Source organism: Enterococcus sp. FZMF (genome assembly GCF_030263915.1).
In the GTDB taxonomy this organism is placed as follows: domain Bacteria; phylum Bacillota; class Bacilli; order Lactobacillales; family Enterococcaceae; genus Enterococcus_D; species Enterococcus_D casseliflavus.
Map to the genome: position 1 here is coordinate 350,034 of NZ_CP127160.1, position 13,723 is coordinate 363,756.

A 13,723-nucleotide genomic window follows, 5' to 3' on the forward strand; every position below is an offset into this window, starting at 1 on the left:
CTATGACGAAAAAAATAGTGATGAATAACGCAAATACGACCGTGACGTTTTTACCAAACGGTGATTTATATGAGATCCAAAGTCACGGTGTGATGATCAATCAGTTGAACGGAAATGCGCTAGATGGTAGTTTGAATCAAATCTATCTACGTCTGCGTGAGGCGGGGGAGTTGTCCTTTATTCCCTTGATCGGTTCAAATGCTAACAGCGCCTTTGCCTACTCAGAAAAACAGCTGACTTGGACTGGGACGTATCAGTCCATCGATTACCAAGTTGATTTCCAATTGGCACAAGATTGCTGGTTCTGGCGGGTTCAATTGAGTGGTTCTGGGGAAGCGGAACTAGTTTATGGACAAGATCTTGGTAATGCCGCCAAAGGTGCTGTTCAATCCAATGAAGCCTATGTTTCGCAATATATCGACCATCATGTTAGCCATGATAAGGATCGCATCGTGCTTTCCTCGCGCCAAAATCAACCACAAAATGGTCAATTTCCATTAGTGGAACAGGGCAGCTTCCAAGCCTTAAAAGGCTTCTCGACGGATGGCTATCAATTTTTCGGTCGCAGCTACAAAGAAACGAATCAACCAGCTGCACTTAGCCAAGAAACGTTAGCCAATGAAGTGTATCAATACGAATTTGCCTATACGGCACTGCAAACGCAATGGTTGACGGTAAGTGAGACGCCTACAGAAATCGTTTTTTACGCAGCGGTCAAAGCCAATCAAGCGACGGCAGTCAATGAACCGCAGTTTGCACTTGAAACGCTGAAAGAAACGTATCAAGCCTTGTCCTTTGACTCGTTGCAAGCAACGGCGCAGCCACGAAAAAAATTCGGTCGACCGCTCACAGGGCTGACATTTTCCACAGAAGAAATCAACGAGCGATTCCCGCAGCAAGAAGCAGTGGAAATCGTTGACGAACAGCTTTATTCCTTTTTTACCCCTGACTATCACCATGTCGTGTTGAAGGAAAAAGAAGCACAGATGGAACGCTCCCATGGGCATATTTTGATGAGCGGACAAGAGTTGATCGTTGATCAACCCATTTTGAGCACGACTGTTTACATGACGGGGATGTTTAACTCCCAAATCGTATTAGGCAATACGAACATGAACAAATTGTTGAGTAATAGCCGCAACTCATTGAATCTGGTCAAACGTTCTGGTCAGCGGATCTACCTGAAAGACGGCGATCAATGGCGGATTTTAACGATGCCATCTGCTTTTGAAATGGGCTTGAATTCGGCGACGTGGTACTACAAAACAGCGGATGATGTCATTCAAGTAACGACCTTCACGAAAGCAAACGGCCGCACGATCGCAACCACCATCACCAGTGAAGCAGGACGTGCCTACACCTGGGCCATCACTAATCAATTTGTGATGGGGATCGATGAAGCCGCACCGACTGCTGCTGTTACGCAAGACCAACAATTGCTCACCATCAAAGGAACAGCGGATTCACCGATTGCGGAAACTTATCCAGAATTGACGTATTATCTCCATGCAGCTCAGCCTTTTGAACTGACCGATGAAGCAATCTTCAATGTGGCCGCTGCTGATAGCACGACCGTATTGACCTTTGCAGAACAGGCGACGGTTTCCTTCGTGATCCAAGGCACACTGACTGGTGAACCCTTTGTTTCCGAAACGTTAGATCGCCAGCAAGAAGACACTGCCTATACGGCCTTTGTCGATGATTTGTTGAATCAGTTTGAATTGAAACATTCGCAGGCGGACGTTACATCCTTCAATCACTTGGCACGTTGGTACACCCACAATATGCTTGTTCATTACCTGTCTCCTCATGGTCTTGAGCAGTACGGTGGTGCTGCTTGGGGGACTCGAGACGTTTCCCAAGGACCGACTGAGTATTTCTTAGCACTTAATCGTCCTGAAATGGTGGCGTCCATCATCGAGCATTTGTTTGAAAATCAATTTGCAGATGACGGCAACTGGCCACAATGGTTTATGTTTGATCGCTATGAGAAACAAAAAGCCGATGAGAGCCACGGAGATGTGATCGTCTGGCCAATGAAAGTCGTTAGTGACTATCTCGAAAAAACCAAAGATTTCGCGATTTTGGAAAAAGAACTGCCTTATACGGATCGCGCAACCTTCTTGAAAACCAAGACCAAAGCTTCTTTGTTTGATCATTTGAAAAAAGAAGTGGCGTATATCGAAGCGAACTTCTTGGAAGGAACGTACCTGTCTTGTTATGGCGATGGCGATTGGGATGACACCTTGCAGCCAAATAACAGTAAGTTGAAGAAACAAATGGCCAGCAGCTGGACCGTTGCCTTGACCTATGAAGTATTGAAAAAATTAGCCAGCCAGTTGCAGGCATTTGACCCAGAGTATGCCAAACATTTAACAGAACTGTCTAAGGGCATCAAACACGACTTTGAAAAATACATGTTAGCTGATGGCACGTTGCCAGGATTTGTCTATATGGAAGATAGCGAGCACGTGGAACTGATGGTCCATCCGACTGACAAGAAAACTGGAATCCAATACCGCTTGCTGCCGATGCAACAAAGCATGATCGGTGAGCTGTTATCTCCCGAACAAGCCGATCATCATGTGGCGATCATTAAGGAGCATTTGCAATTTCCAGATGGGGTGCGCTTGATGAATCGTCCAGCGACTTATGCGGGTGGTGTCAGCACCAATTTCAAGCGAGCAGAACAAGCAGCCAACTTTGGACGAGAAATCGGTTTGCAGTACGTTCACGCCCACATCCGCTTTACCGAAGCGATGGCGAAATTAGGTCGAGAAGAAGAGACTTGGCAAGCGCTTGGGTTCATCAATCCGATCCAGATCGCTCAACGGGTCGAAAACGCGGAGATTCGTCAAGCAAATGCGTATTTCAGCAGTTCTGATGGCGATTTCAAAACAAGGGTTGAAGCCCAAGAAAATTTTGGTAAACTTAAGGAGGCAGCAGTCGGCGTCAAAGGCGGCTGGCGCATCTATTCTAGTGGTCCAGGGATCTATATGAATCAGTTGATCAGCAATGTGTTAGGCATTCGTACCTTTGTTGATCACGTTGAACTTGATCCCGTCTTGCCAGCGGAGCTAGCAGGGTTGACACTGACGTATCGACTCTTTGATCGGCCGGTCGAAATCGTCTATCATTCGGCAAGTACGCCCAAAGTATTGATCAACGGGGAAGAAATATCCACTGAGTTTGCGGAAAATCGCTACCGTCAAGGTGCGCTTGTCCTGAAGAAAGCAGCACTTTGCGCCAAATTAAACGAAAACCAAACCAATACGATCGATATTTATCGTTAAGAAAGGAGAAGCCATGGTAGGAATCAAAGATATTGCCCAAAAAGCGGGTGTCTCCATATCCACCGTTTCGTATGCATTGAATGGCAGTCCAAAAGTGACCGAGGAAACCCGCGCGCGGATTCAAGCGATCGCAAACGAATTAAACTATGTTCCGAACATGGCTGCTCGCACACTGAAACGCAGACAAACCAACATCATCGGTGTTTATCTCGCTGATTATGCCGGAAGTTTTTATGGGGAATTGCTAGATGGCATCAAGAAAGGGCTGGAACTTTTCGGCTATGAAATGATCGTCTGCAGCGGCAAGAAATCACACTTGTTTATTCCTGAGCGGATGGTGGACGGTGCCATCATTTTGGATTGGACGTTTCCAGCAAAGGAAATCGAGCAATACGCCCAACGAGGGCATCAAATCGTCGTGTTAGACCGTGTCTTGTCTCATGAAAACATCCATCAAGTCTTGTTAGACAATAAAGGAGGGGCTGCGCTGGCGATCGATCGCTTGATCGCTGGACAAAGCCAAAAAGTCTTCCTCTTAGCAGGGCCAGAAAAAGGCTACGACAGTCGGGAGCGCTTGGAAGCCAGCACGAAAGAATTGACGCGCTTTGGTATTCCTTATGAAGTCATTCCTGGTGACTTCACGGAACCTTCTGGTTATCGAGCGGCAAAACAGCTCTTAGCAAATGATCCCCAGTTTCCCATTGATATCTTTGCCTTCAATGATGAAATGGCGATCGGTGTCTACAAATATGTCCGCGAGACCGACTATCGCATCGGAAAAGAGATCCGCATCATCGGGTTTGATAACACGGAATTAGGCGCTTTTGTGCAGCCGCGCTTAGCGACGATCTCCTATTCGAAACATCGATGGGGCATGGTGGCAGCTGAGAAAATCGTACAATCGATCCAAGGGGATCCAGTGGCGGACGAGCATATTTATACCACTTTTGTGGATGGCGGATCATTTATTTAATTGATCCATTAAAGGAAAAAGAGTTGAAAAAGGAATGGTGAAATGGGGAGGATTTTATCTTACAGAACATACCAAAGCAATTGATGGAGAAAGAACTATTGAAAGAAGTAAACCAATTCAAAAGTTCCAGATGGATGTTAATGAGATCGCCGAAACTTTAAATCAGGCAACACTCAAGAACAAATCAGTAGATATCTAAATTGAAGCGCATGATCGAGATGGGAATTACTTTCCTGATATAGTTGGCCACATTTAGGGGGCATGATGAACTAGAAATATGTGTTGGTGGTAATAAGGTTGGCTATGATAAAATTAGGAATATTAAAATAGCTAATATAACCAAGTGGTCGGACAAAAGTAACCTCTTATAAAAAGTACTCACAAATTATTAAATTATATTAGCGATAATTATTTAAAGCTAGCTTTCTGATATAATAGTTTGTAAAGGAGTGCTAAGATGATCAACTTTTTAAAAGGTTTAAAAATAAGAATCCTATATATATATTCAATGATTTCGTTACTTATAGGTGTCTATTTAAGTGTAAATTGGATTCCTGTAGGCGTTGAAGGACTAAGCAAATCCCAAAAACAGGAGCTTTTAAGAGAAGGATCAATCAACTGGGAACTTGGTGTAGTTTTTAAGGTATTAGCCCTGATACTTTTCTTGGGTGCACTAGTAAAATCCATTATATATATCTTAAACAAAAAGAGATAAGCGTAAAGCTCATCTCTTTTTATACTATCTAGAAACTTCGTGGATCACTTCGATTTTATAAGGAATGATAAAGCCTGCTCTTTGCATTGCATAACAATAATTGTTTCCAAATCCCACCTCGAAGTTGCCATCATAACCATTTAGCTCCCATTTGAAATCAAATATATCCGTAACCTTTACTTGAGTCCAATAATTTCCATTGGCTTGTTTCTTATAAGTTACTGTGTAACTAACCCCACGTAATGCTGTGTGAAGTTGGCCGCTTAGAAATGTATAACTTCCTGAGAAAGAACCAGATTTTTTACCTGTAGAAAATGCTTCTTTTTTAAGTCTAGAATAATAAGCGGTCATTAACTCCTCGCCGTCTACAGTCTTTGCCCAGCTATCGTTTTTATTAACATATGTCGAAGGTTTCCATGTTGGATTCCAATAGTAATTCTCAGCAGAAATAATGGCGTGCTTCATATAAGCAGCAGTCTGATTGTGACCTTTTTTCTTAACCATTGATATACCTTTATTGTATGCAGCAATTGCAGCCGCATAAACTGGATTTGCAGGAGTTACCGATGATCTCTAGCACCTATCTTAGACTTTGGTTCAACATAAAAAGGATCAACTGATTCGGCAACGTCCGCTTTATACTCTTCCAACAATGCATCTTGTTCGGCATCATAGGAATTTAAAACTGTTAAACTCTCATTTAAAGATGCGTTGAACTCTTCAGCACTATCAGAATCTTCAAACATTCTAATTACACCATCAATATAATCTCTATTAGACTCTTCATTGGATATTGCCTCATTAATTAATGGTTGATTAGTTTCATCTATCTCAAAACCATTCTCATCTGCATAACCATTTATTTGACCCAAACTTAAAACTGATATACCAAACACTACACTAATTAAAAACTTCTTCATTGTTTTAATCTCCTTTTTCATTATTATTTTACTAACAAATTTAATATACCATACTATAATATATAAAAAATATTTCAAGTTATATTTGTAACCTAACAATTTTGTAATATGTAGGAAAGGATGTAAAATTGAACAAAGTTGAATACAATAATATGCAAGTAAATCTTCGTTCTTTGCGGCACAAACTTGATTTTCAATGCATAATATTTGTTATACTGTATTATTAAAAAAGGAACATAGTAGGGTATTTATGAAAAAAGTATAAAAATATTAGGGTTTATCTTGTTGGTTATAATTGGATTTGTAGGGGGCTATTTTCTATCTGTAGATCCAGCTAAAGACTTCTATGGTGATTGGTATGGTGTTGCTAACGAGGGGAAGGAGAGTTTTCTTTTAGAATAGATAAAGAAAAAAATAATCGATTATGGAAATGATGACTATAATTCACCTGGTTTTCCTTATACAGTGAAAAAGTCTGGAAATGGATTTTATATTGAAGTGTCTGATGATGAGCTAAAAAATATTTTTCCCGAATTAATAAACTTTAAGTATAAAAACAATATGACATTTTTCCTGAATGATGATGAAGAATCAATTGAGTACTTTGTGGCTATAGATGGTTTTTTGAATAATGTAAAACTACATAAAACATCCTTTGAAGATTCGTATAACAAAACCGAAGAGTCAACCTCACAAAGTCTAATAGCAAGTGAAACAGAAACTTCTTACAGTTCTTTGCTTAATGAAACTCATTCATCAGAAACGACATCATCAATTGATTCTCCAAAAGTATCAGATCTAAGTGAAAAAATTGATTCATTTATTGCGAATTATACGTCAATTCCACCAGATTAGATTATGGAAAAGAAACTTGATGGAATTACAATAAGAGCAACAAACTTTACTGCAACAAATGAAGTCGAGGCAACATCTATTCAGTATCATTTGCTAATGGAGAGGCAACATCTTGCAACGATGTATACGCACAAGTCATTGGAGAATAATAGCTATTTTCAATAGAGGCTAATATGCAAAAAGATAAATCTGAGCAGGATGAAACTCATTCTAGCTCAGATTTTTTTGAATATTACTTTCCTTGTTTTGTATTCATATTTGTAGAATCATTCATACCACTTATCGTCCTCTTAGTTTGTTTATTTTGTCGTGATTTAATCATATTAGAGAACGATATGTTTTTTAATACCGAAAATGAAAATGAGGCTGAAGAATCAATTTTGACTCATCAGTCCCATAAATTATAGAGCCTTTCTTGCGGCTTTCTTTTATGGGCTTTTGTCACAGTCTCTTTTTTGCGTTATTTCAAAAATAACTTTGCTTATTTTATCAAAATCAGTGATTTATAAAAAAAATAATAATTTTTATTTTGTTATTTTATATGCAATAGAATTTTTAAATAACGTTTTTTATTCATTTTTGATTATAACATTATCATTATCTACAGTCAGAAGATAGGAAGCGTTCTTTTAACTTATTATTTTAGGTCGTTAGAAAAGAGTTTTGTGCCGCTGAATTTTGTCAAATATTCTAACTTTTTATTTATTTTTCTCATCTTAATTTAATTATGAGTGTTGATTTATCCCTCGTTTTTTGTATGATTTATGAAAGAGAAAAGCAGTTTTTTGAAAAGAATCGATGATTCATCCTGATAATTTGCGCTTTTTTTCAATCGATGAGTAACAGATAGCTCTAAGATGTGGAAGTTGCAAAAATCGGAATTATGAAAAATCAATTATAATCATAATTTTGAATGGAAGAAAAAAAGAATTATAATTCTCTTTCGCCAACTCGCTAAACTAAGAGTTGTAACACAGGGCGTGCACTGCGCGATACGTTTATTTTTTTAAGATAGGAGGGATAAAGTGAAACGGTTTTTAACAACTTTACTTGTTTTTCTACTAACATCAGGTCCGTTTTTTTCATATGCAATGGTAGTGGCACAAGCCGAAAGTGTTACAAAAACAAGTGAAGAACAAAGTATGTCTTCTTCTGACCCTGTCGTTTCATCGATCGACAGTCTGGAAGAGACGAACGAAACTGAAGTGCAAGCATCTAGTGAACCTGCTTCGACAGATTCGTCTACAGGAGCCACTGACACAGCTTCATCTGAAACAGAAGCTTCATCGGAAGCTGCAGAAGAAGTACAGGTGACCTTTCTGACAGACACGGAGCATCTATTTGCTACCGGGGAAACCCGCACTCAGATCAGCAAAAACAAAGGGGAAGCATTAAAAGAAAGTGATTTGCCAGTTTTTGAAGATGATACTGCTTTTGAAGGCTGGTCGTTAGATGGCACGGTCTATACAAGTCAAGCGTTGACCGAATTGATTCTCACGGAGAACCAAACCTTAACTGCTGTTTTTAAACCGACGGTTAAGGCAAGAGCGGCGGACATCTCGTTGGCAGAGCAATCGATCAAAGAGATCATTGCAGAAGCCGATAAAACGAAAGTGATCGCTGTACCAAGCCCAGCTGGAGATGGATCAGCATATGCGGAATACACCAATAGTGCTGAAGGCATTCGTCAAGCGTTGTTTGATATGTATCAAAACGGCAATGGACAAGAATTGGCTTTGTATGTTGGCTCGGGTGGATCGCTATCACTGCCAACGAATCTGACTTCAAAGACGATTCCAGCCACAGTCGATAATACGAACATGACTTTTTATGCGCTACAAGGAAAAGTCAGCCGCTTGATCATCACAGGGCATAGTGATGATCCCATCACAGATGCAACAACGTTGACCACTGGGAGTCGCACGGTTGCACTTGGCACGGACATTTACTTCGGTTCTGATGTAGTGATTCGAAACCTCAACTATAGTGGTACGAGGATGTACATGAATGGGTATAGCCTTTCATTGAACGGTGGGTCCACCGGGAACGGTCTTGCGATTTATGGGGGAAGCAACAATGGCGACCTTTCGGGAAACCCAACGATCACATTGAATGCGACAGGTTCAGGAACTTGGAATATTTATGGGGGGAATCAAAACGGTGGTACATTGACCGGGAATACAGCGATTGTCGTAAATAATACAGTAGGTAATATCAGTACGATCGCTGGAGGTGCCAATATTGGTACGATTGATGGGAATACCAGTGTCACGATCAATCGTTTAAATGGCACATTAGGCAGTTAATATGGCGGTGGTCTTGAAACAAACGCTTCCAATACAGCCAATGTGACAGGCAATGTTGAAACGACGATTCAAACCACCAATGCAAGCTTCCGTTTAAGTACTTTTGCTGGTGGCGTTCAATATGGCAACATCAATGGAACGATCCGCAGTACGATCTCGGGTGCAGGCGGTTGGTCAGGGATATCCAATCGGTTTGTAGGCGGTTCATTTTATGGCAACATCGGCTCTGACCGTTCTAAGGATGCCATCGTGACTAACCTTGATGCCAGCAGCTATTCCACTGGTCGGAGTGAATTTGAAGGTGGCAATCGGAATACTGGTACTATCACAGGAAACATCGTCAATACCGTGAAAGCGGGACCGAGTGCCAGCGTCGGCGGAATTGGTGATTTTAACGGCGGTGGAGGAAACAACGTTAGTACCTTGACTCAAAGTTCAATGGGGGCTTCGAATACGACGACGTATGACAATTATACTCCGGAACAACGAGCAGCACTGGCAGAAGCAGCGGCAAGTTTTAAAGTTTATGGCGATATCACTTCTCATTTAGTCAGCGGTTCCTTTTCAAACGGTGCGATTTATTCGACGGCAGCTGGTCGAGGCGGCTATGTTGAGGGAAATACGACGATTGAAGTTGGTACGATCACTTCGGATGGTAGTCCTGGGGGAGATGGGATTGCTTACACAGGATCCAGACCGACAAATCTAGATTACTCAACGAGCAATAAAACGAGAGGCTATTCATCTGGATGGGATATCGTTGGTGGCGGCGGTTATCCAGGAACAGCTTGGGATATCTATATTAAAGGGAATACCAAAACGATCTTGAATAACACGGTTGCTCGCTGGACCTACGGTGGTTCCTTCTCAGGTGTCATTGAGGGAAATTCTTCCAATACTTTGAACTCTGGGATCGTCGATACGCTAGAAGGAACAGGCTATACTGGACGCCGTGTTTACGGAGATGGACGAACGACAGTAAATAATGGGCAAGTAGACTGGTTTTTATCTGGTGGCGGCTGGGATGACTTATTAGTGACCGGCAATGTCGCAGTAACGGTTTATGATGGGGTGATCAATGCCTCACTCGGTGCCTCTTATGGTGTCGCTTCTTCCCACACCATTAACGGAAACTCAGATAATCGAGTGTTTGGCGGAAACTTCTCAGGTACTCCGCGTACAGGGTCTAATGGTTTTTCAGGCGGTGTTACGAACAATGGACGGTTATTAGGAAATGCCAGTTTGACATTGGATTTGAGAAATTACGATGGTGAGTTTGCCCTTCCTTCTGGAACGAACATCTCAGGCGGTAATCCGTTTAACAGTACAAATATCGTTGGGACCGACAGCTCCAATACGATTACATTGAACATTTACACAAAGCCGGGGTCAGATGCGCTGAATGGGGCAACGATCTATGGTGATGGCGGACGGACTGCTAGCAATACGAGAAGCGGCAAAATTTATATGAATATCCAGGCGGAAGGATCAAGTATCGGGAATTTATACACCACGTATTATTCCAATATTTCTTCCAATCAAATTTTAAGAGATGTCGAGATGCGACTTCAAGGAGCCAAAAGTATCAATGGGATCTCAGGCGGAAACGCGTCAGATAACTTTACGAACACGATCGTAGCCAACAGCAGTAATCAAGTGAAGATGAACTTTGGTGAAAATGTCGATGGGACAGCTTCTTATCAAACTGATCCAATCGCTGTGACGGGTCTGGGGATCGTCAACTTTACCGAATTGAATGTGACAAACGGTATCAAGCTGATGGCCAATGGGGGAGACATCAAAAATGGCCGTTCAGCGACTGCTGCCAATCACGCAACGACCTATCATCAGTTCGGTGACATCCATCTTTCCAAAGATGCTGGTATCGGGATTACTTCCGCAACGAATTTGATTTCAGGAGCGAAGTTAACGGTAGAAGACAAAGGGACGATCGAGTCGCCGCCGGGAACGGGACGAATCAATCTGTCAGATTTCGCCACACCAGATACGGACAAAGATCACTTAACGTGGCTGAAAACGACGACCAATGATGCAGGTTCTCGAGTCAACAGTCAAGGAACGTGGTTTGGGGCGGTTAGTGCCTATCAAGTACTGACCATAAATCCAACTGCTGCTAATGCTGCAGCGATCACGCCAATCAATTTCAGTGGGATCGAAAAAGCGACTGGGAAAACCTTCATCGGGGACAACGATGTGACCAATGCAGCCAACGGGTACGGTATTGCGATACCAGGTTCGATCATTAACTACGAAGTCGAAACACCCGGAGTCGCGAATGGGATCGGTGCCATTAGTCACAATGTAACGGCAGTCAAAGAGAACAATACGCCGCTGACCTTGCAAGCATGGGGAACTGAGCAGGCGGGGACGCAGGTGCAAAAAGGGCGTTTATTGATTCCCTACACGGTAACGGAATTGCCAACATTGACGTTCACACCAGAAACCCAAACGTCCGGTTCATGGGTCTATGCGGGTCAAATCAAATCCAGCAAGCTGGATAGCACGGATCAGCAGTTGACGGAACAACCAGATTCAGAGCCAGTTGATTGGACGAGTCCTGATGGGGAGTATAGTTACGATATCAGTGTCCGCTACTCAAATAAGGCGGAAGTCCAAGCCCGCAATGTGATCCTTACAGAGCAAGAGGCACAATCGCTGACCAAAGAACAAGCCGTGACTTATCTCGAAGCCAGCGGGCGTCCTTTCTTTAAGGATACGCTGACAGATGAGGTCTTAGCTGCGATTCAAGAACCGTTAGAAACAGCGGTCTATCGCAAACAAGCGATCACTTTTTCCGTAGGGGAAAACGATCAGAATCAGGCAGAAACTACCGTGAATCTGGTGGTGGTCAAAAATGAAAGTGTCATTTCCGCTGATCGGCAATTTGCCGTCTATGCAAAAGATGTCCGTTTGACCTTACCAGAAGCAACGGCACTGACAGATGAAGCCGCTTTGGCAGACTATACCCAAGCAACCACGATTTTTGCAGATAATCGGGCAAATGTACCACCGACTGTCGATCCGCAAGCTTTTGCCGCGATCCAGCAAGCAACGGAAGCTGAGCTGTTGAAAAATGTGTCAACGGCTTACCATTATGCAGCAGGCAGTCAACGGGCAGAAAAAGTCGTCAATGTCGCAGTTGCCGGCGAGCTTATTTTAAGCAGTGTGCCAACAGACTTTGATTTTGGGCAGCAGAAAGTTGCTACAGAAACACAAGATTATTGGCCAACGATCACAGGCGAGCTAGCAGTGAAAGATACGAGAGGGTCCGAACGGAGTCCATGGCGCTTGACGGTCAAAGAGCAACAGCCATTAACGGATGGGACAGATCAATTAACCGATGTCTTCCGCTTTGTGACAAACGGTCAAGAACAGATGATAACCAGTGGGGAAATGATCATCGAGGAAACGGAATTGACAGAAAATGGCACATACGTCGTGAATCAGCACTGGGGAGAAAGTCAGAATGAAGGAATCAAGCTTACCGTTCCAGTCGAACAGCAAAAAGTCGGGGACTATCAAGGAACCTTGAGCTGGCAGCTAGTTTCGGCACCTGGCAACCCATAAAGGCAGGAAAATAAATGAAAAAAATCATGATCGGTATTATTGCTGGCTGTCTATTAATGTTTCCTCAGCTCGTTTCAGCAGCCGAAGCAGGTGCCTATGACAGCAATGGCATTACTTCCTTTTTCGGTGTCTATGAAGAACCAGTTGAGGAGCCAGAAGAGCCCGTAAAAGAACAGCCAGGGAATAAACAAGTAAATCAAAAAGGCAACAACATTCTGCCGGCAACAGGGTCGGATCACTTTAATAGCTATCAAAGCAGTGGTCTTGTCGTTTTGTTGGCAGCAGGAATCACTTTAATCAAAAGGAGAACAAAAAATGAAAAAACTTTTCTTGACGGCAGGCATTCTATTGATGAGCACTGCTCTGTTACCAACAACCGTTAATGCCGCTGAATACACCTCAAATGGAGCAATCACTTTTGAAGCGGACCCAAATCCAACCAATCCAGTTGATCCGACCGATCCAGAAAAACCAGTGGATCCCGTCGATCCAACCGATCCAGATGGACCAAACCCTGGAACAGCTGGACCATTATCGATCGATTTTGCTTCAAGCTTTCAATTTGGCAACCAACTGATCACTTCCGAAACAAAAGATTATTACGCACAGCTGCAAGAGTTCACAGCTGGCGCTGCTGGACCAAACTATGTGCAAGTAACAGATAAACGAGGAACGCAAGAAGGCTGGTCATTGAGCGTTGTGCAAAACGGACAATTCAAAACGGCTGATGACGAAGAGCTAGTCGGGGCTTCATTATCGATCGCTTCAGGTGCAGCAACTTCGGTCACCGATATGCAGTATGCACCAACGGTTACGGCAAGTCATACCTTTGTACCCGATAGTGAAATCACATTGGTCAACGCACCTGTCGGAAAAGGAATGGGCACTTGGATCTACAAGTTTGGGAACGATGCAACGGAAGGGGCAACGGCAGTAAAATTAAATGTACCAGGCAGTTCCGTAAAATTAGCCAAAGAGTATCGGACGACATTGACTTGGAATTTAAAGAATGTCCCTGAAAGCAATTAAAACCACTGATTTTCAGTAAAACAGATAAAGGAGTGTCAAATAGA

General features: G+C 42.7%; 9 protein-coding genes and 1 pseudogene. 8 read left to right on the forward strand and 2 right to left on the reverse strand.

Going from position 1 to position 13,723, the window contains the following annotated elements; all coding sequences use genetic code 11:
• Positions 1–2 precede the first annotated feature (2 nt).
• The 4 genes from QN079_RS01700 (at position 3) to QN079_RS01715 (ending at position 4,981) form a co-directional block, all read left to right on the forward strand.
• Positions 3–3,293, forward strand: coding sequence for a GH36-type glycosyl hydrolase domain-containing protein (locus QN079_RS01700; RefSeq protein WP_289230307.1), 3,291 nt, complete (start codon positions 3–5; stop codon positions 3,291–3,293).
• A 13-nt stretch (positions 3,294–3,306) separates the two neighbouring features.
• Positions 3,307–4,266, forward strand: a complete 960-nt coding sequence (locus tag QN079_RS01705; RefSeq protein WP_015508838.1) for a LacI family DNA-binding transcriptional regulator — start codon at positions 3,307–3,309, stop codon at positions 4,264–4,266.
• A gap of 34 nt (positions 4,267–4,300) precedes the next feature.
• On the forward strand, positions 4,301–4,465 hold the full coding sequence (locus tag QN079_RS01710) for a hypothetical protein (RefSeq protein ID WP_289230308.1): 165 nt from the start codon (positions 4,301–4,303) through the stop codon (positions 4,463–4,465).
• A gap of 258 nt (positions 4,466–4,723) precedes the next feature.
• Complete coding sequence (locus QN079_RS01715; protein WP_142966932.1) at positions 4,724–4,981, forward strand: hypothetical protein; 258 nt, start codon at positions 4,724–4,726, stop codon at positions 4,979–4,981.
• 24 nt (positions 4,982–5,005) lie between these two features.
• Here the strand turns inward: QN079_RS01715 and QN079_RS01720 are convergent, their stop codons facing one another.
• Together QN079_RS01720 and QN079_RS01725 are read right to left on the reverse strand one after the other, a co-directional pair.
• Complete coding sequence (locus QN079_RS01720) at positions 5,006–5,485, reverse strand: hypothetical protein (RefSeq protein WP_289230309.1); 480 nt, start codon at positions 5,483–5,485, stop codon at positions 5,006–5,008.
• 56 nt (positions 5,486–5,541) lie between these two features.
• Entirely contained in the window at positions 5,542–5,901 is a 360-nt protein-coding gene (locus QN079_RS01725) for a hypothetical protein (protein ID WP_289230310.1), read from the reverse strand.
• A 498-nt stretch (positions 5,902–6,399) separates the two neighbouring features.
• On the opposite strand from QN079_RS01725, the gene QN079_RS01730 reads away from it, so the two are divergent.
• From QN079_RS01730 to QN079_RS01750, 4 genes and pseudogenes are all read left to right on the forward strand, one after another.
• Positions 6,400–6,756, forward strand: coding sequence for a hypothetical protein (locus QN079_RS01730; protein WP_143142040.1), 357 nt, complete (start codon positions 6,400–6,402; stop codon positions 6,754–6,756).
• 1,025 nt (positions 6,757–7,781) lie between these two features.
• Positions 7,782–12,650, forward strand: a pseudogene (locus QN079_RS01740) (hypothetical protein).
• A gap of 14 nt (positions 12,651–12,664) precedes the next feature.
• Positions 12,665–13,033, forward strand: a complete 369-nt coding sequence (locus QN079_RS01745; RefSeq protein ID WP_289230313.1) for an LPXTG cell wall anchor domain-containing protein — start codon at positions 12,665–12,667, stop codon at positions 13,031–13,033.
• Positions 12,966–13,679: a WxL domain-containing protein gene (locus tag QN079_RS01750; RefSeq protein ID WP_502875145.1), complete on the forward strand. Its 714-nt coding sequence runs from the start codon at positions 12,966–12,968 to the stop codon at positions 13,677–13,679. Before QN079_RS01745 ends, QN079_RS01750 begins: the two co-directional genes overlap by 68 nt.
• Positions 13,680–13,723 lie beyond the last annotated feature (44 nt).

Bases quoted from the DNA above. Each gene is read 5' to 3' on its own strand.
- QN079_RS01700 (WP_289230307.1), top strand. From the start codon at position 3: ATGACGAAAAAAATAGTGATGAATAACGCAAATACGACCGTGACGTTT.
- QN079_RS01705 (WP_015508838.1), top strand. From the start codon at position 3,307: ATGGTAGGAATCAAAGATATTGCCCAAAAAGCGGGTGTCTCCATATCC.
- QN079_RS01710 (WP_289230308.1), top strand. From the start codon at position 4,301: ATGGTGAAATGGGGAGGATTTTATCTTACAGAACATACCAAAGCAATT.
- QN079_RS01715 (WP_142966932.1), top strand. From the start codon at position 4,724: ATGATCAACTTTTTAAAAGGTTTAAAAATAAGAATCCTATATATATAT.
- QN079_RS01720 (WP_289230309.1), bottom strand. From the start codon at position 5,485: ATGGTTAAGAAAAAAGGTCACAATCAGACTGCTGCTTATATGAAGCAC.
- QN079_RS01725 (WP_289230310.1), bottom strand. From the start codon at position 5,901: ATGAAGAAGTTTTTAATTAGTGTAGTGTTTGGTATATCAGTTTTAAGT.
- QN079_RS01745 (WP_289230313.1), top strand. From the start codon at position 12,665: ATGAAAAAAATCATGATCGGTATTATTGCTGGCTGTCTATTAATGTTT.
- QN079_RS01750 (WP_502875145.1), top strand. From the start codon at position 12,966: ATGAAAAAACTTTTCTTGACGGCAGGCATTCTATTGATGAGCACTGCT.